The sequence below is a fragment of the Gordonia sputi NBRC 100414 genome (assembly GCF_000248055.1).
GTDB classification, from domain to species: domain Bacteria; phylum Actinomycetota; class Actinomycetes; order Mycobacteriales; family Mycobacteriaceae; genus Gordonia; species Gordonia sputi.
This window is the reverse complement of the sequence record NZ_BAFC01000059.1, coordinates 1-19,949: the sequence shown is the minus strand read 5'-3', so window position 1 is coordinate 19,949 and position 19,949 is coordinate 1. Positions and strand designations below refer to the sequence as shown.

20 protein-coding genes are annotated in these 19,949 nt (G+C 64.7%); 17 read left to right on the top strand and 3 right to left on the bottom strand.

Annotated elements, in window-relative coordinates; all coding sequences use genetic code 11:
• The first annotated feature begins 47 nt into the window (after nt 1-47).
• From atpA to GOSPT_RS09845, 5 genes are all read left to right on the top strand, one after another.
• Nucleotides 48-1,676: a F0F1 ATP synthase subunit alpha gene (gene atpA, locus GOSPT_RS09865; protein ID WP_005179408.1), complete on the top strand. Its 1,629-nt coding sequence runs from the start codon at nt 48-50 to the stop codon at nt 1,674-1,676.
• A gap of 62 nt (nt 1,677-1,738) precedes the next feature.
• Nucleotides 1,739-2,677: a F0F1 ATP synthase subunit gamma gene (locus tag GOSPT_RS09860; protein ID WP_005179406.1), complete on the top strand. Its 939-nt coding sequence runs from the start codon at nt 1,739-1,741 to the stop codon at nt 2,675-2,677.
• 47 nt (nt 2,678-2,724) lie between these two features.
• The gene (atpD, locus tag GOSPT_RS09855; RefSeq protein ID WP_005205724.1) at nt 2,725-4,173 is read left to right on the top strand and encodes a F0F1 ATP synthase subunit beta; all 1,449 of its coding nucleotides are present in this window, start codon (nt 2,725-2,727) and stop codon (nt 4,171-4,173) included.
• Between the two features lie 9 nt (nt 4,174-4,182).
• Complete coding sequence (locus GOSPT_RS09850) at nt 4,183-4,560, top strand: F0F1 ATP synthase subunit epsilon (protein ID WP_005205722.1); 378 nt, start codon at nt 4,183-4,185, stop codon at nt 4,558-4,560.
• A 236-nt stretch (nt 4,561-4,796) separates the two neighbouring features.
• Complete coding sequence (locus GOSPT_RS09845; protein WP_005205720.1) at nt 4,797-5,240, top strand: DUF2550 domain-containing protein; 444 nt, start codon at nt 4,797-4,799, stop codon at nt 5,238-5,240.
• Nucleotides 5,241-5,277: 37 nt separating this feature from the next.
• Here GOSPT_RS09845 and GOSPT_RS09840 read toward each other — a convergent pair whose 3' ends face one another.
• Nucleotides 5,278-5,874, bottom strand: a complete 597-nt coding sequence (locus GOSPT_RS09840; protein ID WP_005205718.1) for a cob(I)yrinic acid a,c-diamide adenosyltransferase — start codon at nt 5,872-5,874, stop codon at nt 5,278-5,280.
• Between the two features lie 70 nt (nt 5,875-5,944).
• On the opposite strand from GOSPT_RS09840, the gene murA reads away from it, so the two are divergent.
• The 12 genes from murA (at nt 5,945) to GOSPT_RS09780 (ending at nt 18,159) form a co-directional block, all read left to right on the top strand.
• A complete protein-coding gene (murA, locus tag GOSPT_RS09835; RefSeq protein ID WP_039855512.1) occupies nt 5,945-7,201 on the top strand; it encodes a UDP-N-acetylglucosamine 1-carboxyvinyltransferase in 1,257 nt (418 codons plus the stop codon).
• 4 nt (nt 7,202-7,205) lie between these two features.
• Nucleotides 7,206-7,514, top strand: a complete 309-nt coding sequence (locus GOSPT_RS09830; RefSeq protein ID WP_005205714.1) for an ArsR/SmtB family transcription factor — start codon at nt 7,206-7,208, stop codon at nt 7,512-7,514.
• A gap of 202 nt (nt 7,515-7,716) precedes the next feature.
• Nucleotides 7,717-8,427 carry an energy-coupling factor ABC transporter permease gene (locus GOSPT_RS09825; RefSeq protein WP_005205712.1) on the top strand — a complete coding sequence of 237 codons (711 nt, stop codon included), beginning with the start codon at nt 7,717-7,719 and terminating at the stop codon, nt 8,425-8,427.
• On the top strand, nt 8,424-8,819 hold the full coding sequence (locus GOSPT_RS09820) for a PDGLE domain-containing protein (protein WP_005205710.1): 396 nt from the start codon (nt 8,424-8,426) through the stop codon (nt 8,817-8,819). Before GOSPT_RS09825 ends, GOSPT_RS09820 begins: the two co-directional genes overlap by 4 nt.
• 2 nt (nt 8,820-8,821) lie before the next feature.
• Nucleotides 8,822-9,598 carry a cobalt ECF transporter T component CbiQ gene (gene cbiQ / locus GOSPT_RS09815; RefSeq protein ID WP_005205708.1) on the top strand — a complete coding sequence of 259 codons (777 nt, stop codon included), beginning with the start codon at nt 8,822-8,824 and terminating at the stop codon, nt 9,596-9,598.
• A complete protein-coding gene (locus tag GOSPT_RS09810) occupies nt 9,595-10,353 on the top strand; it encodes an energy-coupling factor ABC transporter ATP-binding protein (RefSeq protein WP_005205707.1) in 759 nt (252 codons plus the stop codon). The genes cbiQ and GOSPT_RS09810 overlap by 4 nt, the downstream gene beginning before the upstream one ends.
• Before the next feature lie 179 nt (nt 10,354-10,532).
• On the top strand, nt 10,533-11,825 hold the full coding sequence (mdo, locus tag GOSPT_RS09805) for an NDMA-dependent methanol dehydrogenase (RefSeq protein WP_005205706.1): 1,293 nt from the start codon (nt 10,533-10,535) through the stop codon (nt 11,823-11,825).
• Between the two features lie 154 nt (nt 11,826-11,979).
• Nucleotides 11,980-13,248, top strand: a complete 1,269-nt coding sequence (locus tag GOSPT_RS09800) for an AAA family ATPase (RefSeq protein ID WP_005205705.1) — start codon at nt 11,980-11,982, stop codon at nt 13,246-13,248.
• A 15-nt stretch (nt 13,249-13,263) separates the two neighbouring features.
• Nucleotides 13,264-14,790, top strand: coding sequence for a VWA domain-containing protein (locus tag GOSPT_RS09795; RefSeq protein ID WP_005205703.1), 1,527 nt, complete (start codon nt 13,264-13,266; stop codon nt 14,788-14,790).
• Between the two features lie 92 nt (nt 14,791-14,882).
• Nucleotides 14,883-16,067: an iron-containing alcohol dehydrogenase gene (locus GOSPT_RS09790; protein ID WP_082965411.1), complete on the top strand. Its 1,185-nt coding sequence runs from the start codon at nt 14,883-14,885 to the stop codon at nt 16,065-16,067.
• A complete protein-coding gene (locus GOSPT_RS09785; protein WP_005205697.1) occupies nt 16,064-17,503 on the top strand; it encodes a MadS family sensor histidine kinase in 1,440 nt (479 codons plus the stop codon). Before GOSPT_RS09790 ends, GOSPT_RS09785 begins: the two co-directional genes overlap by 4 nt.
• On the top strand, nt 17,500-18,159 hold the full coding sequence (locus GOSPT_RS09780; RefSeq protein ID WP_005205696.1) for a MadR family response regulator transcription factor: 660 nt from the start codon (nt 17,500-17,502) through the stop codon (nt 18,157-18,159). Before GOSPT_RS09785 ends, GOSPT_RS09780 begins: the two co-directional genes overlap by 4 nt.
• Before the next feature lie 70 nt (nt 18,160-18,229).
• Here GOSPT_RS09780 and mftM read toward each other — a convergent pair whose 3' ends face one another.
• Together mftM and GOSPT_RS24110 are read right to left on the bottom strand one after the other, a co-directional pair.
• Nucleotides 18,230-19,120: a mycofactocin oligosaccharide methyltransferase MftM gene (gene mftM, locus GOSPT_RS09775; RefSeq protein ID WP_231894508.1), complete on the bottom strand. Its 891-nt coding sequence runs from the start codon at nt 19,118-19,120 to the stop codon at nt 18,230-18,232.
• 543 nt (nt 19,121-19,663) lie between these two features.
• Nucleotides 19,664-19,949 (bottom strand): hypothetical protein (locus GOSPT_RS24110; RefSeq protein WP_217996116.1); only part of this gene is annotated, 286 nt, incomplete at its 5' end.

Here is a 19,949-nt window from a genome sequence, read left to right as displayed (position 1 = left end):
CACCACGACTCACTCACACCGACCGACATCAAGAAAGACGAGAACCCATGGCGGAGTTGACGATCTCAGCAGACGAGATTAAGGGAGCGATCGAGCAGTACGTCTCGTCGTTCGAAGCCGAAGCCTCGCGCGACGAGGTCGGCACGATCACCGACACGGCTGACGGCATCGCCCACGTCAGCGGCCTTCCGGGCGCAATGGCCAACGAACTGTTGCAGTTCCCCGGCGGCATCCAGGGTGTGGCACTGAACCTCGACGAGGACGAGATCGGCGCGGTCATCCTCGGTGACTACGAGGATCTCGAAGAAGGCGGCCAGGTCAGCCGCACCGGCGAGGTGCTCTCGGTGCCCGTCGGCGACAAGTTCCTCGGTCGCGTTGTCGACCCGCTGGGCGCTCCGATCGATGGACTCGGCGACATCGAGGCCGAGGACAATCGTGTCCTCGAACTCCAGGCTGCCACCGTGCTCGAGCGTCAGCCGGTCGAGGAGTCGCTGGCTACCGGCATCAAGGCCATCGACGCCATGACCGCGATCGGTCGCGGACAGCGTCAGCTCATCATCGGCGACCGCAAGACCGGTAAGACCGCTGTGTGTGTCGATGCGATCCTGAACCAGAAGGACAACTGGGCAACCGGCGACCCGAGTAAGCAGGTCCGGTGCATCTACGTCGCGATCGGTCAGAAGGGCTCGACCATCGCGGGTGTGAAGACGGCACTCGAAGAGGCCGGCGCAATGGAGTACACCACCATCGTCGCCGCACCCGCTTCCGACTCGGCAGGCTTCAAGTGGCTGGCCCCGTACACCGGTTCGGCCCTCGGCCAGCACTGGATGTACCAGGGCAAGCACGTTCTCGTGGTCTTCGACGACCTCACCAAGCAGGCCGAGGCCTACCGCGCCATCTCGCTGCTGCTGCGTCGTCCGCCGGGCCGCGAGGCTTACCCCGGTGACGTCTTCTACCTGCACTCGCGTCTGCTCGAGCGCGCGGCGAAGCTCTCCGACGAGCTCGGTGGCGGCTCGATGACCGCGCTGCCGATCATCGAGACCAAGGCCAACGACGTGTCGGCGTTCATTCCGACCAACGTCATCTCGATCACCGACGGTCAGGTCTTCCTCGAGTCCGACCTGTTCAACAAGGGCGTTCGTCCTGCGATCAACGTCGGTACCTCGGTCTCGCGCGTTGGTGGTGCCGCTCAGACGAAGGGCCTCAAGAAGGTGTCCGGCTCGCTGCGTCTCGAGCTCGCGCAGTTCCGCGAACTCGAAGCCTTCGCTGCCTTCGCCTCCGACCTCGACGCAGCGTCGAAGGCGCAGCTCGAGCGCGGTGCCCGGTGGGTCGAGATGCTCAAGCAGGATCAGTACAGCCCCTACTCGGTCGAGGACGAGATCGTTTCGATCTACCTCTGTGGTGAGGGCCACTACGACTCGGTCCCGGTCGACGATGTCCGGAACTTCGAGACCCAGCTGCTGAGCCACCTGCATCACAACGCGACCGGCGTCTACGACTCGATCGCGGGCGGCCAGGTGCTCACCGACGACCAGGCAGAGGCACTCGTCGCCGAGACCAACAAGTTCAAGAACAGCTACCTCACCCACGACGGCAAGCGCGTCGTCAACGAGGCAGAGGCAGCCGCGATGGACGCCGACGACGTCGAGCAAGAACAGATCAAGATCCGGAAGTGATCGCGTGTCCGTCCGTGCCCGCATCGGGCGTATCCGTGCCAAGGAAGAAGGGGTGAGGGCTCATGGCCAGCATTCGTGAGCTGCGCTCACGCATCCGGTCGGTCCAATCGACGAAGAAGATCACCAAGGCGCAGGAGCTGATCGCGACGTCGCGTATCACCAAGGCTCAGGCCCGGGTGGCGGCAGCGAAGCCCTACTCGGAAGAGATGACCAAGGTGCTCTCCGAACTGGCCAGCAGCGCCGGGTCGCTCGACCATCCGCTGCTCAAGGAGCGCGAGAATCCCAAACGCGCCGCGATTCTGGTGATCACCAGCGACCGCGGCATGGCCGGCGGTTACAACGCGAACGTGCTGCGGTCATCGCGCGAGCTCATCTCGCTCATCCGTGAGGAGGGCAAGGAGCCGGTCCTCTTCGTGATGGGCACCAAGGGCGTGAACTACTTCACCTTCCGCGGTATGGATGTCGCGACGTCGTGGACCGGATTCTCGCAGTCGCCGGAGTACGCGGACGCGGCGCAGGCGAGCAACTTCCTTGTCGACCTCTTCGTGGCGGGGTCGGGGGAGAGCATCGATCTGCCGGACGGCGAGGGAACCATCGAGGGCGTCGACGAATTGCACATCGTCTACACCCGGTTCGTCACGATGCTCACCCAGACGCCCGAGGTCCGTCGCATGGCGCCACTGGTGGTGACCGAGAACGACAACCCGGATCACGGGGAGGTCGAGGTCGACGACGAGTCGCGCAACTACAGCTTCGAGCCGAGCGCAGAGACCCTCCTCGAGGCACTGTTGCCGAAGTATGTCGCCACGCGCGTCTACGCGGCGCTACTGGACTCGGCCGCATCCGAGTCGGCCGCACGTCGCACGGCGATGAAGGCAGCGACAGACAACGCCGAGGAACTGTCCAAGACGTTGTCGCGTGAGGCCAACCAGCTCCGCCAGGCCCAGATCACCCAGGAAATCAGCGAGATCGTCGGCGGATCGAGCGCCCTCGCCAACTGACGCCGATCCCACCCAAACTTCGATCAAAAGGAAGTGACCCAAGCATCATGACCGCAACTGTAGAGACACCCTCGTCGCAGTCGGCGGGGACCACCGAGGGCCGCGTTGTCCGCATCATCGGCCCCGTCGTCGACGTCGAGTTCCCCCGCAGCTCGATCCCAGGCCTGTTCAACGCCCTGCACACCGAGGTGACACTCGAGGCCGTCGCCAAGACGCTGACCCTCGAGGTCGCACAGCACCTCGGCGACAACCTGGTCCGCACCATCTCGATGCAGCCCACCGACGGCCTCGTCCGCGGTGCGATCGTGACCGACTCGGGCTACCCGATCCGTGTCCCGGTCGGTGACCAGGTCAAGGGCCACGTGTTCAACGCCCTCGGCGACTGCCTCGACAGCCCGGGCCTCGGTCGCGATGGCGAGCAGTGGGGTATCCACCGCAAGCCGCCGGCCTTCGACGAGCTCGAGGGCAAGACCGAGATCCTCGAGACCGGCATCAAGGTCATCGACCTGCTGACCCCGTACGTCAAGGGCGGCAAGATCGGCCTGTTCGGCGGCGCCGGCGTGGGCAAGACCGTGCTCATCCAGGAGATGATCACCCGTATCGCCCGTGAGTTCTCCGGTACCTCGGTGTTCGCGGGCGTGGGTGAGCGGACCCGTGAGGGAACCGACCTCATCATGGAAATGGAAGAGATGGGTGTCCTCCAGGACACGGCCCTCGTCTTCGGTCAGATGGATGAGCCGCCGGGCACGCGTATGCGCGTCGCTCTCTCGGCCCTCACCATGGCCGAGTACTTCCGCGACGTGAAGCACCAGGACGTGCTTCTGTTCATCGACAACATCTTCCGATTCACCCAGGCGGGCTCCGAGGTCTCGACGCTGCTCGGTCGTATGCCGTCTGCCGTGGGATACCAGCCGACGCTGGCCGACGAGATGGGTGAGCTGCAGGAGCGCATCACCTCGACCAAGGGTCGCTCGATCACCTCGCTGCAGGCGATCTACGTGCCAGCGGACGACTACACCGACCCCGCGCCTGCCACGACGTTCGCGCACCTCGATGCGACGACCGAGCTCTCACGTCCGATCTCGCAGCTCGGTATCTACCCCGCGGTGGATCCGTTGACCTCGACGTCGCGCATTCTCGAGGCCTCGATCGTCGGAGACGAGCACTTCCGAGTCGCCAACGAGGTCAAGAGCATCCTGCAGAAGTACAAGGAGCTCCAGGACATCATCGCCATCCTCGGTATGGACGAGCTGTCCGAAGAGGACAAGGTGACGGTGCAGCGCGCACGTCGCATCCAGAAGTTCCTCGGCCAGAACTTCCTCGTCGCCGAGAAGTTCACCGGCCAGCCCGGATCGGTCGTGCCGCTCGCCGACACCATCGAGGCGTTCGACCGCATCTGCAAGGGCGAGTTCGACGCTTACCCGGAGCAGGCGTTCAACAGCTGCGGTGGCCTCGACGACGTGGAGGCAGCCGCCGCCAAGCTCGCCGGAAAGTAGCGGTACGCCATGGCTGAGAAGTCCTTCCACGTCGAGGTCGTATCCGCCGACGCCGAGCTGTACTCGGGTGAGGCCACATTCGTCATCGCGCAGACCACGGTCGGCGAGATGGGTGTGCTGGCCAATCACGAACCGCTACTCGGACAACTCGTCCCCGGCGGGTTCGTGGTGATCGTCGAGGAGAGCGGCACCCGCAAGGCGGCCGCCGTCGAAGGCGGATTCATCTCGGTGACGGGCGAGTCGGTGACGATTCTCGCCGAGGCCGCAGAATGGGCCGACGGCGTCGACGTCAACGCCGAGAAGTCCGCGCTCGAGTCCGCAGAGCCCGGTACCACGGAGTACAACCGTGCGCATGCACGGTTGCGCGCCGCGGAGCAGATCGCCTGATCGAGAACGAGCCGATGCGTGCGGTGACGTCCTGATCTGGACGAAAACCGTTGCGTCACAATTGAATACGAGTCATCACGATGACTCGGTAGTCGTCTGCCGGCCACCCGCGCTTCGCGGGTGGCTGGCTGCGTCATACGGTCTACTGGCATGCTGGGGGGAGTCATCACCGAAACAGCCCGTCGACAGCCCGCCGACATCTCGGTGATGCAACCCGCGCGAGGGAGGTATGCCGCGTGACCGTTGTGGTCGTCCTGCTGATTCTGCTTGTGGTGGCGCTGGTTGTCTGCGGCCTGCTGGCATACCGACTACAACAATTGCGCAGCGCGGGCACCCCCGCGCTGTTGCGTGATCTGCCTGCCGAGCTCGACGAGGGCTGGCGGCACGGCACCGTCCACTACGGCGACGAATCGCTGCGGTACTTCCGGCTCAGCTCGCTGCGGCCCGGTCCGTCACGCCGCTTCCCCCGCCACAGCATCGAGATCGTCGGTCGGCGGTGTGCTGCAGGCACCGAGGGCGTCATCCTCGACGGGATGACCATTCTGCACGTGCGTGAATACCACGACGACGACGAGCCCAGCGAGTACGAACTCGCGCTGACCCTCGACGGGGTCACGGCCTTCCAGGCGTGGCTGGAGGCGGGAGCTCCGCAGCGCTCACAGCGGCGTCGGAGCGCCTGACCGGTAACGCCCGAGCCGTGACGCTCGAGCACGGCGCTCAGGGGCGGTGACGATCCCCGCCGGGAATCCAGGTGACGTCGCCCTCTCCGTCCGGTCCGCGATTGGCGACTCGGGACAGGATGAACAGCAGATCCGACAACCGATTCAGGTACCGGGCGGGTAGGACGGACGTGTGCTCGGGGTCGGCGTCGACCGCAGCCCACGCCGAACGTTCGGCTCGACGAGTGACTGCGCGCGCCTGGTGTAATAGCGCGGCGAACGGGGTGCCACCGGGCAGAACGAACGAATTCAGGGCGGCCAGGTCGGCGCCGAAGTCGTCACACCACGATTCGAGGGCATCGATATAGCTCTGTTCGATGCGTAGCGGCGGATACTTGGGGTCCTCGACCACTGGTGTCGAGAGGTCGGCCCCGGCGTCGAAGAGGTCGTTCTGGACCGTCGTGAGCACGCCGGCGATCGCTTCTGGGATCTGCCCACCCAGTGCGAGGGCCGCGCCGATAACGGTGTTGGCCTCGTCGCAGTCGGCGTAGGCGACAACGCGCGCATCGGTCTTGGGTACGCGCGAGAAGTCGCTGAGCCCGGTGGTGCCGTCGTCGCCGGTGCGGGTGTAGATACGAGTCAAGTGCACGGCCATGAATCCAAATGTAACCGCAGGTCCAGTGCTGTGCGTCGAGCACTGGCGTGAGGCGGATAAGGTATCTCACGTGAGTGATCGGTTTCTGGTGTCCGGGGGAGCACGCCTGCATGGCGAGGTGTCGGTCGGTGGGGCCAAGAACAGTGTCCTCAAGCTGATGGCTGCGTCGTTGCTCGCCGAGGGCACGACCACGTTGACCAATTCGCCCGAGATCGCCGACGTCCCGCTCATGGCCGACGTTCTGCGCGGTCTTGGTGCTGTCGTTGAGATCGACGGTGAGACGGTCACGATCGAAGCGCCCGCAGAACCCAAGTACCACGCAGACTTCGACGCGGTGAAGCAGTTCCGTGCGTCGGTGTGCGTGCTGGGACCGTTGATGGCTCGGTGTCGACGCGCCGTCGTCGCTCTCCCCGGTGGCGATGCGATCGGTTCCCGACCACTCGACATGCATCAGGCGGGGTTGCGCGCGCTGGGCGCGCACAGCTCGATTGAACACGGCTGTGTGGTCGCCGAGGCCGACGCGCTCGTCGGCGCCCCGATCGCACTCGAATTCCCTTCGGTCGGCGCCACGGAGAACATCCTGATGGCCGCGGTGCTCGCCGAGGGTGAGACGGTCATCGACAATGCTGCCCGTGAGCCCGAGATCGTCGATCTGTGCGTGATGCTGCAACAGATGGGTGCGCGGATCGAGGGCGCGGGGACGTCGACGTTGACGGTCACCGGCGTCGAGCGGCTGCATCCCACCACCCACCGGGTGGTCGGCGACAGGATCGTCGGCGCGACGTGGGGTATCGCCGCGGTGATGACCCGCGGCGACGTCACGGTCAACGGCGTCAATCCCCACCACCTGCAGCTGGTGTTGAACAAGCTCGTCGACACCGGGGCCCGCGTCGAGACGCATCCGAATGGGTTCCGTGTCAGCCATGACCGGAGGCCAACCGCCGTCAACGTCTCGACGCTGCCGTTCCCCGGCTTCCCGACGGACCTGCAGCCGATGGCGATCGGCTGGGCGTCGATCGCCGAGGGGATGTCGGTGATCACCGAGAACGTCTTCGAGGCGCGATTCCGCTTCGTCGAGGAGATGGTTCGCCTCGGTGCGGATGCACGTACGGACGGCCATCACGCGGTCATTCGTGGCATCGAGAGGCTCTCCAGCGCGCCCGTGTGGTGTTCGGATATTCGCGCGGGTGCAGGTCTCGTCCTCGCCGGCCTGGTCGCAGACGGGGTGACCGAGGTGCACGACGTCGAGCACATCGACCGGGGGTATCCGCACTTCGTCGAGAATCTGCGGAGCCTCGGCGGCGAGATCGAACGCGTCACCGGGTAAGTACATGGCCGACACTGAGCACGCTCGCGGCGTCGACATCGCGGAGTGGTCCACCAGGTTCGACCTGTTGTCGGACCCGCACCGACTGGAGATCCTGCTGCTGCTGCACCGGCATCCGGGCATCATCGTCGGCGACATCGCCACCGAGGTCGGGCGCACCGAGACGGCGGTCTCGCAGGCGCTGCGCGTGCTGCGCCATCAGGGCTGGGTCACGTCGACACGCGTCGGACGATCGGTGAGCTATCGGCTCGACGACGAGACGGTCCACGATCTTCTGCACTGGATCGGTGCTGGCCACAACCCGCCCTCCTAGGCAACAGGCAGGTCGGTCGTCGAGGAGCGTCGTGTGGCCAGTGTCACACCTGACCGTTCGGATAGTCTGCCCGCTTCAACATCTGAATAAGTGGACAGATGTCGGTGCCGGACCTAACGTCTGACGCATCGTGTTCGTTCGGACTGCACGCCAACGGGTCTGACGGCACACTCGTGTTCACCCGTTGAAGGGACACCGCTCAATGTCCACCACCGTCGTCGCCATGCACATGAGCGACGGAATCATCAATGCGCAGACGTCGATTCTGTTTGGTGTCGTCGCCGCCGCGGGACTCGCATTCTGTGCGTGGCGCGCACGGACCGATCTGGACGAGAAGGCCGTACCGATGGCCGGACTCGTCGCCGCGTTCATCTTCGCCGTCCAGATGATCAATTTCCCTATCCTGCCCGGCGTCAGCGGGCACCTGCTGGGTGGCACGCTCGCTGCCATTCTGGTCGGGCCGTACACCGGTGCACTGTGCATCGCGATCGTCCTCGTGGTGCAGTGTCTGCTGTTCGCCGACGGCGGCGTCACCGCGCTCGGAGCCAACATCACCAACATGGCCCTGATCTCGACGTTCGTCGGGTACGGCGTCGCAGTCGGGTTGTCGCGACTCCTGCGTTTCCGACGCCACGGGGTGTCGCGGCTCGGCGCGATCGCGTTCATTGCGGCGTTGTGTGGAACCGTCTCCGCTGCAACAGGATTCGTCATCGAGTACGCGATCGGCGGTGCCGCGATGACGTCCCTGACGACTGTCGCGGGCTACATGTGGGGCACCCATATCCTGATCGGAATCGGTGAGGGGCTGATCACCGCGGTGACTGTCGTCGCCGTCGCCAAAGCGCGTCCCGACCTCGTCTACCTGCTGCGGCGCGAACGCGATGCCTCCGAGCGAATCGAGGTGGCGGCATGAGTATCGCCGCGTCAGAGTCGCGCCCGCCACGAGTGCGGCGTCGACACTTCCTCATCCTGTTCGCCGTGGTTGCGCTGCTGATCGCGGGACTGCTGTCCTACTTTGCGAGCAGCTCGCCAGACGGTCTCGATTCGGCCACTCTGCAGGGTTGTCAGACCGTCACGGTCAACGGCGTCGAGGAGCTGAAGGGGACCTGCATCGCACAGCACGCCACCGATCACGCGATGTCGACGTCGCCGCTCGCCGAATATGCGGTGAAGGGTGCTCAGTACACCAACGGCATCGCCGGGATCATCGGGGTGCTCGTCACTCTCGCGGTGGCGGTCGGCGCGTTCTGGCTGATCGCCCGCGCCCGTCGAACGAGCGTCGCGCCAGCGCAGGCAAACGACTGACGATGGGCGCCGGGCACGCACATCCGCTCTACCGCGACGTCACCTCGCGTGTGCACCGCGCGCCGACCGAAGTCAAACTGGTCTGCCTCGTGGTGTTCGTGTTCGCCGTGGTCGCGACGCCGCGCGAAATGTTCTGGCCCTATCTGGGCTTCGCGGCCATCGTGCTCGTCGTGTGGCAGCTCGCCCGCGTTCCGATCCGGTGGATCCTTCCACGGATGCTGATCGAGGTTCCGTTTGTCGTCCTCGCCGTGCTTCTGCCGTTCGCCGAAGGTGGGCGTCGCGTCGATGTCGTCGGCGTATCCCTTTCCGTGGCAGGGCTTTACGCGGCTTGGGGAATCGTCGTCAAGGGCACGCTCGGTGTCGCGGCGTCGTTGACCTTCGCTGCGACGACCCCTGCTCGCGAGCTGCCCGTCGCGCTGAGCAGGCTCGGGGTTCCGCGCACGATCACGCCGATCTTCGTCATGATGCTGCGGTACGTGGATCTGCTGTCCGCGGAGGTCAAGCGCATGCAGATCGCGCGCACCGCCCGAGGTGATTCTCCGCGCGCACTGCATCAGGCCAAGGCTGTTGCCGTGAGCATCGGATCGGTATTTCTGCGCTCCTACGAACGTGGCGAGCGAGTACACCTCGCGATGATGTCGAGGGGGTTCACCGGAGCGATCCCCGACATGCCCGGCGTGGCGACGTCGCCGCGCGCGACGTCTGCGCAGTGGACGCTGGTGTTGCTTCCCGCGGTAGCAGCCGTCGTGGTGGCGGCCACAGCGTGGAGTCTGGCATGAACGCGATCGACATCCGCGCCCTCCGATTCGCTTATCCCGATGGACATCTCGCGCTCGACGGCATCGACCTGTCGGTCGCCGAGGGCGAGCGGGTGGCAGTTCTCGGCCCCAACGGAGCGGGAAAGACCACCCTGATGCTTGCGCTCAACGGCGTGCTCCTGCCGACGTCGGGTTCGGTGTCGATCTATGGCTCACCGGTGGGGAAGTCGACGCTGCGCGAGGTGCGACGGCGCGTCGGTCTGGTGTTCCAGGACCCCGACGATCAACTGTTCATGCCGACGCTCGCCGAGGACGTCGCCTTCGGTCCCGCGAACTTCGGCGTCGAAGGACCCGAACTCGCGCGGCGGGTCGCCGAGGCGCTCGAGGCGGTGTCGATGACGCGGCACGCGGACGCCAGTCCCCACCACCTGTCGGGCGGACAGCGTCGACGAGGCGCCCTCGCGACCGTATTGGCTTGTCGCCCAGACATCTTGGTGCTCGACGAGCCCTCGGCGAACCTCGACCCGGTGGCACGGCGTGAACTCGCGGACACCCTGCTCACGCTCGACACGACGATGCTCGTCGTCACCCACGACCTGCCGTATGCGGCACAGTTGTGCGACCGAGCGGTGATCGTCGACGACGGGCGCGTCGTCGCCGACGATTCCGTCGACGCGATCCTTGCCGACACCACACTGTTGGCCGCGCATCGGCTCGAACTGCCGTGGGGTTTCGACGCGGAGACGTTGCGGCGCGCGAGGGCCGGTCAACGCTGAGGTGGGTACCTGTCCGGAAGGTCAGGTGCCGACCCGGCCGGGGGTCAGTACTGGCGGCAGTATCGGACGGTTCGGTCGCAAAGCACTTCTGAGGCCGGGTGTGACGCGCGTAACGTCTCGATCGCTCACCCACTCCCGACGCCACGTGTGTCGGCAGCATCGAGAAGGTCAGGTCAGAAATGCAGGTAGACGAACTACTCAAGCCGTTCCCCATCAAGGAATTTCATCCGTTTCCGCGCGCCATGATGGGCCCCGGCGCGCACGAGATGATCGGGCCGGAGGCGCTCAAGCTCGGCTTCAAGAAGACGCTCATCATGACGACCGGCCTGCGTGGCAGCGACACGGTCCACAAGATCGTCGAGTCGTGCAAGTACCACGGACTCGAGGTCGTGCTCTACGACAAGGTCGAGTCCAACCCCAAGGACTACAACGTCATGGACGCGGTGTCGCTCTACAACTCCGAGCAGTGCGATTCGTTCATCTCGATCGGTGGCGGCTCCGCGCACGATGCCTGTAAGGGTGCCCGTATCTCCGTCGCCCATGATGGACGAAATGTCAACGAGTTCGAGGGTTTCAACAAGAGCGAGAATCCCAAGAATCCGCCGCACATCGCCGTATCCACGACTGCCGGAACGGGTTCGGAGACTTCGTGGGCATACGTCATCACCGACACCACGACAGATCCCGACAAGCCGCATAAGTACGTTGCGTTCGATGACGCGGCTGTCACGACACTAGCCATCGACGATCCGGTCCTCTACTACGATTGCCCGGTCGCCTTCACCGCACAGTGTGGTTTCGACGTGCTCGCACACGCTTCCGAGCCGTACGTCTCGCGGCTCAACTTCCCGCCGTCGATGGGCAACGCCCTCTACGCGGTGAAGATGACGGCCGAGAACCTGCGCGAGGCCACGTGGAACGGTGTTGACCTCAAGGGTCGCGAGGGAATGATGTACGCGCAGTACATCGCTGCACAGGCGTTCAATTCCGGCGGCCTCGGCATCATCCACTCGATCAGTCACGCGGTGTCGGCCTTCTTCGACACCCACCACGGTCTGAACAACGCCATCGCCCTGCCCCGCGTCTGGGCGTTCAACATGCCGGCGATGTACGAGCGCTACGCCGACATGGCTGAGGCGATGGGTGTCGATACCCACGGCATGACCAAGGTGCAGGCTGCCGATGCCGCTCTCGGCGCCGCGATTCGCCTGCTCCGTGACGTGGGCATCGTCGAGAAGTTCGCCGACGTCAAGCAGGACACCTACCCCAAGAACCGCCTCGGCCAGGGGCCGACCAAGTTCTACCAGGGTCGTCCTGACATCACCACCGATGCCGCGACCATCGACGCGCTGACCAACCACGTCCTCGGTGACGCATGCACGCCTGGCAACCCCAAGGAATGCACCTTCGAGACGGTTCGTCCTGTCGTTGAGCATTGCGTCAACGGCGACCTCGACGAACTGCTGCCGTAGGTCACGAGTCCTCCGCACGGTCATGCCGTGCGGGCACGGCCCCGGATGACGGATTCCGGTACCCCAAAACGGAATCCGTCATCCGGATCCAACCTTCCCGCCCCACACCGCACACCCCGATCGACTTGAGATCCGCACAGCACAGGAGACGCCGATGTCAGTGCAGACCGCCGCGCCCGATGACACCACCGCAGCCGGAGCCGACAGCACCGCTGACCCCTCTTACTTCGCCGACGTCGACGATGTAGTGAACCGATTCGCTGACGCGGGCTACCTTGCCGACCAACGCCTGGCGACGACGGTTTTCCTGCAGAGCAGACTGGGCAAACCCGTGCTGCTCGAAGGGCCTGCGGGAGTGGGGAAGACGCAGCTCGCCAAGACTCTCGCGGACGTCACAGGACGAGAACTGTTGCGGCTGCAGTGTTACGAGGGCCAGGACGAGACCACAGCGCTCTACGAGTGGGACTACGGCAAGCAACTGCTCTACACGCAGGTGCTGCGGGAGAAGATCAGTCAGGTGGTCGCCGACGCCGCGTCGTTGTCGGAGGCCGTCGACCGGATCGGCGCCGAGGAAAGCGTCTTCTTCTCCGAGCGATTCCTCGCCCCCCGCCCGCTGCTGGAGGCGGTGCGATCCGAGAAGCCCGTCGTGCTGCTGATCGACGAGGTCGACCGCGCCGACGAGGCGCTCGAGGCTGTGCTCCTCGAGCTTCTCGCCGAGTATCAGGTGTCGGTGCCAGAAATCGGCACATTCGTCGCCAACCACCAACCGATGATCATCTTGACCTCCAACAACACACGCGATCTGTCCGCAGCTCTGAAACGTCGCTGCCTGCACCTTTCGCTCGACTACCCCGATGCCGCACGCGAACTCGACATCATCAGGTCCAAGGACACCGGGCTCGCTGACGTCCTCGCCTCCAAGCTCGTCGAGATCGTCCGTGGTCTGCGCGATCTCGACCTACGAAAAGCCCCGAGTATCTCCGAGACCATCGACTGGGCGCGCACCCTCGCCGTCCTCGGCGCAGACGAGCTGAGCGCGGATGTTTTGTCGCAGACGGCCAATGTAGTCGTGAAATACGACAGGGATCTCACCCGTGCGCTCGATGCACTGCCGCGCCTTGTCGATCCGAATGCTCAGGTGCCCGATCACCTTCACTCGCACGGTCATGGACACGGACATTCGCACGGTCCGGGGCACTCGCATGATCACGACCACGGCGACCACGATCATTCACACGACGACAAGGGTTCGGCGGACCACTCCGGCAAGGCACGGCGCGCGGCCAAGGACGAGCCCGGCCGCCACAGCGACGAGTACTACGGATCGCCAGGGGCCAAGAGCGACGCCGGAACCAGGGCAATCAGCGCCTCGCAGGGCAGCAGGTCGTTCAACGCTCGCGGCGCGCGCAAGCGGCCGGTCTAGCGGGGGCGCGCGCTCATGGAAGGGGCTGTACACCGCTTCATTCGGCTGCTGCGGTTGCACGGCGTACGCATCGGTGTGTCGGAGGCGATGGACGCGATGGCCGCCGTGGCGACGGCTGAGATCCTCGCCGATCGGGAACTGCTTCGCTCGGCGTTGCAGGCATGTCTGATCAAGGATCGTCGAGATGAGGAGACATTCGGCCGGGTCTTCGACAGGTTCTTCGCGCTGCGCCCGGTTGTGGACAACGATGGGGATCAAGGGCACTCGCACAGCCACGACGACCTGTCCGATGAGGGCGAGCTCGACGAGTACACGCTGTCGGACGAGGTCAGCAAGACCCCCGCGCAGGGGCACAGCCACGGTCCGCCGTCGAATATCCGGCAGTACTTCGATCCGGAAGACCTCGCAGAGCAATACAACCTCCACCAGGAGTCCAACAAACTCGACATGGCCTCGTTGACCGACGAGATCGTCCTGTCGGCCGATTCGGTTCCCAACTCCGAGCAGGCTGCGCGGGTTCAGCTCAATGTGTCTCGACTGCACAACCCAGGCAGGCCGGGAGAGTTGGTGAGCGGCAACACGACACAACTCGACGCCGAGTTGTCCGTTGCGCAGGAGATGGCTCTACTCGATTGGATCGATGACACCGATGGACTCGACGGAGCGCAACCCGATCCCGAAGAACTCGCGGCGCTGCGTAGCGCATTGGCTGGAATGCTCGACGGGTTGCCGGAGAAACTGCGTGACCACCTCGAGCAGCTGATGGCCACCGACCACGAGCTCGAGGACCGCGAGATCAAGGCGAGCGTGCGCGACGTCATCGGCGAACAAGAGCGTGCCAGCCTCGAAGACTCGGTTCGACGGTTGATCCGCAGCCTGCACGGAGCTCCACGGTCGCGTCGCAAGGTGGCCTCGCGAGGCACCGTCGATGCGGCGCGCACGATGCGGGCGAACCTCCGATTCGACGGCGTTCCTTTCCGCCCGATCACAGTCGCGAAGGTCGAGGACCGGCCGAGTCTTCTGATCCTTGCTGACGTCTCGCTGTCGGTGCGGGCGACAACGAGGTTCACCTTGCAACTCGTACATGGACTGCAGAGCATGGTCGCGCACGTCAGATCGTTCGCCTTCGTATCCGACCTCGTCGAGATCAGCGATCTGTTCGCTGAGCACCCGGCCGAGGAGGCACTGTCGCTCGTCGTGTCCGGGCTACCGGCTGGTGGGGTTCTCGATGTCGATGCCGACTCCGACTACGGCAACGCGCTGCAGACCTTCCTCGACGAATATGGCGGAGCCATCACGAGGCGCACGACGGTCATCGTGCTCGGCGACGGCCGCAACAACGGCAGGGATCCCAACCTCGCTGCGTTCGAAGAGATTACGCGGCGCGCGCGCGAGACCATATGGCTGACGCCGGAGCCGACCTATTCGTGGGGTCTGGGCTCGTGCGACCTCCCCGCATATGCGTCCTTCTGTGATCGCGTGAACGTCGTGCATGATCTTGCCGAATTGGAGCAGGTCTCGGTTGCGGCTTCGGGCGCGTGAGCGATGACATCGCGCGTAGGATTCACGCCGAAGGTGATCGGTGCGATGGGCAGGTGACTTGCGTGGGGACTGATGTCGTCGACACCGTCGCGCTGAGGGCGAATCGCGAGCTGCGGGCAGTACGTGGTGGCGGTGTACACATCGCCAAGTTTCATACGCCGGAGATCATCATCGGTCGGGGTTCACTTGCCGAGGTCCCACGCGCCGCGGCAGGACTCGGGATGCGCCGCCTATTGATCGTCTCCGATCGGGGACTGGTCGCGACCCAGTGGTATCCGCAGTTGGCACAGGTGCTCCACGCCGAGCGTTTGTCGGTCTCGTCGTTCACCGATGTCTCGCCGAACCCGCGGGCACCCGAGATCGTTGAGGGCTTCACCCGATACGAGGAGAGTGGCGCCGACGGCATTGTTGCCCTGGGCGGCGGGTCGGTGATCGACGCGGCGAAAGGGATCGCGATACTCGCCGCCAACGGCGGCCACATTCTCGAGTACGAAGGCATCGATCGCGCCCGACGACCGTTGCCCCCGCTGATCGCGGCACCGACGACGGCCGGAAGCGGCTCGGACGTCTCGCAGTTCTGCATCGTCAACGATGTTGACCGAATGACCAAGGTGACCATCATCGGTCGGGGATTGGTGCCGGACGTCTCGGTGGTCGATCCGCGTACTCTCTCGTCACTTCCCGTCGACGTGGCCGCGCAGTCGGGGATGGACGCCATCACACACTGCCTCGAGGCGTACGCGTCGCTCGCGCACAATCGGCTCAGCGACCGCGCAGCGCTCAGTTCGATCAGCACCGCGTGGGACAGCATCGAGAGGTTCGTCGATGACCCGTCGGATCCCGACAGCGGCACCGACATGGCCTACGCGGCGCTCGAAGCCGGCATGGCCTTCACCAACGCGATTCTCGGGGCTACCCACGCGATGAGCCACCCAGTCGGAGGCCTGGTAGACGCCGCGCACGGCGCGATCAACGCGGTGCTCTTGCCGCATGTCATTCGGTTTAACGCGGCAGCCGATCCGATGCCCTACGTCGAACTCGCTGACGCGGTGGGTGTCCGGGGTGGAACGCCCCACGCCGTCGCCGAACGACTTGCCGACGAGGTCGCGGCGTTGTCTCGCAGAGTCGGGCTACCCGCCGATCTCAGATCGCTCGGCGTGCGCGAGGAGCATGTCGGCGTATTGACCACCAACGCGCTGCTCGACGCATGTATGACGACCAACCCCCGCAAACCGACTGCCGACGATGTCGCGCGCATCTATCGCGAGGCGCTGTGATCGGCCAGGGTGCTCAACCCGATCAGTACGGATCCGATCACTACGGGCCGGAGTTGGACTCGTTGGTCGGTTTGCATTCGGTCAAGGGCTCGCACTACGCGCAGTTTCGAGGTGTCGAGCAACGTCTCGCCCGCGTCGTCGGCGCGCTCGACCGCATCTCGCGAGCACTCGTCCAAACCGCCGAAGGGCCCGAGAACCTTGTTCTCTCGGTGGTTCGCGCGGTGCGCGAGCACCTCGACGCCGACTGGGTGGTTTTCGCGCTCAGCGACGGTGAACTCGACCGCACCGGGCCGCGGCATCTGATGATGAGCGGTGACGGAACCATCTACGCCTTCGAAGGTGTGCAGGCCGCGCGCACTCCGAGTCACCTTCCCGATGAGGTGCTCAACAGGCTCAACGACATCCTGCGCAGTCAGATGAGTGAACTGAGCCGACCGGTTGTCGCGGACCATCACCTGCACGTCCCTGTGCACCTCGACGGCCGCGTCGTCGGTGGACTCTCGGCATGGACCCCGGATCATCATGTCGTCGACTCCGCCGACCTCGTCGTGATGCGCATTCTCGCCAGACAGGCGATGGTCGCCCTCCTGAATGCCTCGCTACTCGAGGAGAGCCGGCATCAGCTCGCGCGTGCCGAGGATGCCTACGCCAAGGCGCGTGAGCAGGCGACTGACCTCGCCGTCCGAAACGCGGAACTTCAACGGACACAACGAGAATTGTCCGCCGTGATGCGCCAGCGTCTGGTCACCGAGGAACGCGAGCGCATCGCCCGCGAACTCCACGACTCCGTCACGCAGTCGGTGCTGTCGGCAGGCGTTCAGATCGAGGTGTGTCGGATCGAGTCCGACGCCGCTACGGCCGCGCGCCTCGAGGTCGCGGGGAAATTGACGCGCGATGCCGTCGAACAGTTGCGGTCGGTCATCTACGCGCTCAATCAGTCGCCGTCGGTCGAGGGGCTGAGTCTCGGCGAGGTGCTCGACGAACTGTGTTCGATGCACATGCCCGCCGATCTCGACACCGACGTCCGCGTCGTCGGACGCCCGCGTGATGTCCCAGATGACGTGCAACACGCCGTACTGCGGATCGCGGGCGAGGCGCTGTTCAACACCGCGGTGCACGCCGGGGCACAGACTGCGCGCGTGGTCCTCACCTACGCCGACGACCACGTCGGCCTGGCTGTCGACGACGACGGCGGGGGAGACCCAGGGCATCTTCGGCGAGTGATGCGCGCGGCGATGCTCGGCGACCTCGCCGGCAGGCACCGAGGGCTGGCCAACATGGCCGCGCGTGCGGATCAGTTGGGTGGCGAGGTCCGTGTCCGTCGTTCGCGACTCGGTGGGATACGCATTGCAGCCACATTGCCCGACGTCGCGTCGGCGTCGACGGGTCACACGCGGAGCGGGTCAGGGTCTCGACACGAGGAGGTTGTGCGATGAATTCCACCGAGGTCAGTACCGGCTCGATTCGGGCCATGCTGGTCGACGACCATGCGCTGCTACGGGCGGGCATACGCTCACTGCTTGAGCGTGAGGACACGATATCCGTTGTCGGAGAAGCTGGTTCGTTCGACCACGCGCTCGCAGAAGTCGCACGGTGCCGCCCGGATGTGGTTGTCGTCGATCTCAAGCTGACGGCAGGCACCGAGTACGAGGGGCTGCGACTCATCACCGAGATCGCGCAGCGGCACAGTGATGTGGCCAGTCTGGTGCTCACCACGTTCCTCGATGACGACCTCGTCGTGCGTGCGGTGAAGGCCGGGGCACGTGGATACGTGGTCAAGGATGTCGATACGACCGAACTCGTGCGGGCGATCCAGGCCGTTTCGGGTGGTGGCAGCGCATTCGATCCGCGAAGCGCGGCAATCGTGCTGCGGACGGTATCGGGCGGCGGAGAGAGTCCCGAGGCACTGACCGAGCGCGAGCGCGAGGTGCTCCGGCTACTGGCGGACGGACTGAGCAACAAGCGGATCGGCGAGACGCTGTTCATCTCGGAATCGACGGTGAAGTTCCACATTCGCAACATCATTCGCAAACTCGGGGTCACCAAACGCACCGACGCGGTCTACATCGCCAGCAAGCGGGGCCTCATTTGAGTTGGGGCCTGAGTCGGCGTCCGCCCGCTAATGGCGCTGTCGGCTCTAGCCGCTAATGGCGCTGTCGGCTCTAGCTGGCTCGAGGTGTGAGGATCAACCACCCGCCGTGGTCGTCGAGTATCTCCGCGCCCGCATGATCGACGTGTCCCGCCCAGTCGACGAGGTCGCATTCACGCAGGCAGCTGAGGTGCCCGAAGTGTGGACTCGGCTCGTCTTCGTAGGGGACGGCGACAATCACGCGTCTACGGGCGACCCGCAGAGCTTCTGCAAGCGCTCGCTGTCTTTCGTCACGTGACAAATGTTCGAGCAGGTGAATGAGGGTGACGGTGTCGACCGAATCGTCGGCGAAGGGGAGATCGGTCGCGTTCGCAACAATCGCGTCGACAACGGTTCGACGTCGCGTGGCGGCCGCCCGCAGGAGGTTGATCGCACCAGACGAGATGTCGCACGCGCTGACCTCGAGTCCACTTTCGGCGCACTGCAGTGCGAGGAACCCGAAGCAGCAGCCGACCTCGAGCACGGTCGAACCCGACACCAGGCTGCGAGCTCGACGATGGACGGCGCTGAAGGAGGCGATACCGGTGACGAGATCTCGCAGCGAGTTGTCATAGAACGACGCCCACGCGACGCCGTCGGAGGCGGCAGACGACCGAATCAGTCCGACCGCGGCCTCCTCGAACTCCCACTGGCCGGCGAGCGCGCCGTCTTCGACGAGGCAGATCAGGGCCGTCACCATGACATCGTCGGAGATCAGATCGCTGGTGAACGGATGGCGGATGTCGACCAACGTGGTTCCGTCCTGCGCAGTAGTCCGACGCCACCACAGCGAACCGCATCGTCGGAAGCCCTCGGCAGCGAGAACCCCGGTAGCCGGCTCGGCCCGACGCACAGTGATGGTGCTGGTCGTAGGTGTGCCCGCGCTCCTGGTGTCTGCGCTCCTGATCTCTGGGGCCATGGTCATACCTCGAACGGTAGGAGCCGACCCGCGCACGCGTAACTGACCTGTCAGGCGAGGTCACTGACCGAAAGTATGGGTTTCCGACTCGGATGCGTGTCGATGAACTCGCTGGTAGACGCCTCGCGCAAGGTCCACTGGGACGCCGAAAGACAGCTGGCCAGCGCAGAATGACGCAGATCACATTCACCGATTTTGGGGGCTCAGGCGTGAATTCGACGCTGCGGGGCGCGGCCTGACCGCTCGTGACCTGCGGAAACGTGCGTGGGCGCACGTGCTGACCAGGCGATTTGACCCTCGCCGACGCATTGCGTAACTTTCTTCGAGTCAGCGCGCCACGGCGCCGCCCCGGACGGCCTCCTGAGAGGGAAAGTCACGGGGAAGGGAAACCGGGTTCAGCGCAGACCAACCCCCGAGAAATCACACCGGGTGCCTCGTGCGCCCGCAACGAGATCACGGGAACCAGATGACTCCCAAACGAGAAACAACACGGAGTTGCGGATCGTCGAGAGCGTCTGGTAGGCTGGAAGAGTTGCTCCGGAAACGGGGTTAACATCCTCCAAACGGAACAAGCTTGCTGGTCAAGCCCTTTTCAGGGGTAGCGTCAGCAGGTGTGCGTTCTTTGAGAACTCGATAGTGTGTGATGAATTGTTTGATGCCATATTTTGGCATCGTGTGTCCAAGTTTTTGGATTATGTGATGATTTATTTTGTGACGCTCAGGTCTTTGGGTCTGGGTGTTGCTAGTTTTTGTTTGGTCAGGTTTTTGTCTCTCTGGCTGAGATTGTGTTGAAAATTCTGCTGGCTGTTTGGTTGGCGGGTTTTTGATAGGTTTT

Excerpts from the sequence above, each read along its gene's own strand:
- atpA (WP_005179408.1), top strand. The coding sequence starts at position 48 with ATGGCGGAGTTGACGATCTCAGCAGACGAGATTAAGGGAGCGATCGAG.
- GOSPT_RS09860 (WP_005179406.1), top strand. The coding sequence starts at position 1,739 with ATGGCCAGCATTCGTGAGCTGCGCTCACGCATCCGGTCGGTCCAATCG.
- atpD (WP_005205724.1), top strand. The coding sequence starts at position 2,725 with ATGACCGCAACTGTAGAGACACCCTCGTCGCAGTCGGCGGGGACCACC.
- GOSPT_RS09850 (WP_005205722.1), top strand. The coding sequence starts at position 4,183 with ATGGCTGAGAAGTCCTTCCACGTCGAGGTCGTATCCGCCGACGCCGAG.
- GOSPT_RS09840 (WP_005205718.1), bottom strand. The coding sequence starts at position 5,874 with ATGGCCGTGCACTTGACTCGTATCTACACCCGCACCGGCGACGACGGC.
- GOSPT_RS09830 (WP_005205714.1), top strand. The coding sequence starts at position 7,206 with ATGGCCGACACTGAGCACGCTCGCGGCGTCGACATCGCGGAGTGGTCC.
- GOSPT_RS09825 (WP_005205712.1), top strand. The coding sequence starts at position 7,717 with ATGTCCACCACCGTCGTCGCCATGCACATGAGCGACGGAATCATCAAT.
- GOSPT_RS09820 (WP_005205710.1), top strand. The coding sequence starts at position 8,424 with ATGAGTATCGCCGCGTCAGAGTCGCGCCCGCCACGAGTGCGGCGTCGA.
- cbiQ (WP_005205708.1), top strand. The coding sequence starts at position 8,822 with ATGGGCGCCGGGCACGCACATCCGCTCTACCGCGACGTCACCTCGCGT.
- GOSPT_RS09810 (WP_005205707.1), top strand. The coding sequence starts at position 9,595 with ATGAACGCGATCGACATCCGCGCCCTCCGATTCGCTTATCCCGATGGA.
- mdo (WP_005205706.1), top strand. The coding sequence starts at position 10,533 with ATGCAGGTAGACGAACTACTCAAGCCGTTCCCCATCAAGGAATTTCAT.
- GOSPT_RS09800 (WP_005205705.1), top strand. The coding sequence starts at position 11,980 with ATGTCAGTGCAGACCGCCGCGCCCGATGACACCACCGCAGCCGGAGCC.
- GOSPT_RS09795 (WP_005205703.1), top strand. The coding sequence starts at position 13,264 with ATGGAAGGGGCTGTACACCGCTTCATTCGGCTGCTGCGGTTGCACGGC.
- GOSPT_RS09780 (WP_005205696.1), top strand. The coding sequence starts at position 17,500 with ATGAATTCCACCGAGGTCAGTACCGGCTCGATTCGGGCCATGCTGGTC.
- mftM (WP_231894508.1), bottom strand. The coding sequence starts at position 19,120 with ATGACCATGGCCCCAGAGATCAGGAGCGCAGACACCAGGAGCGCGGGC.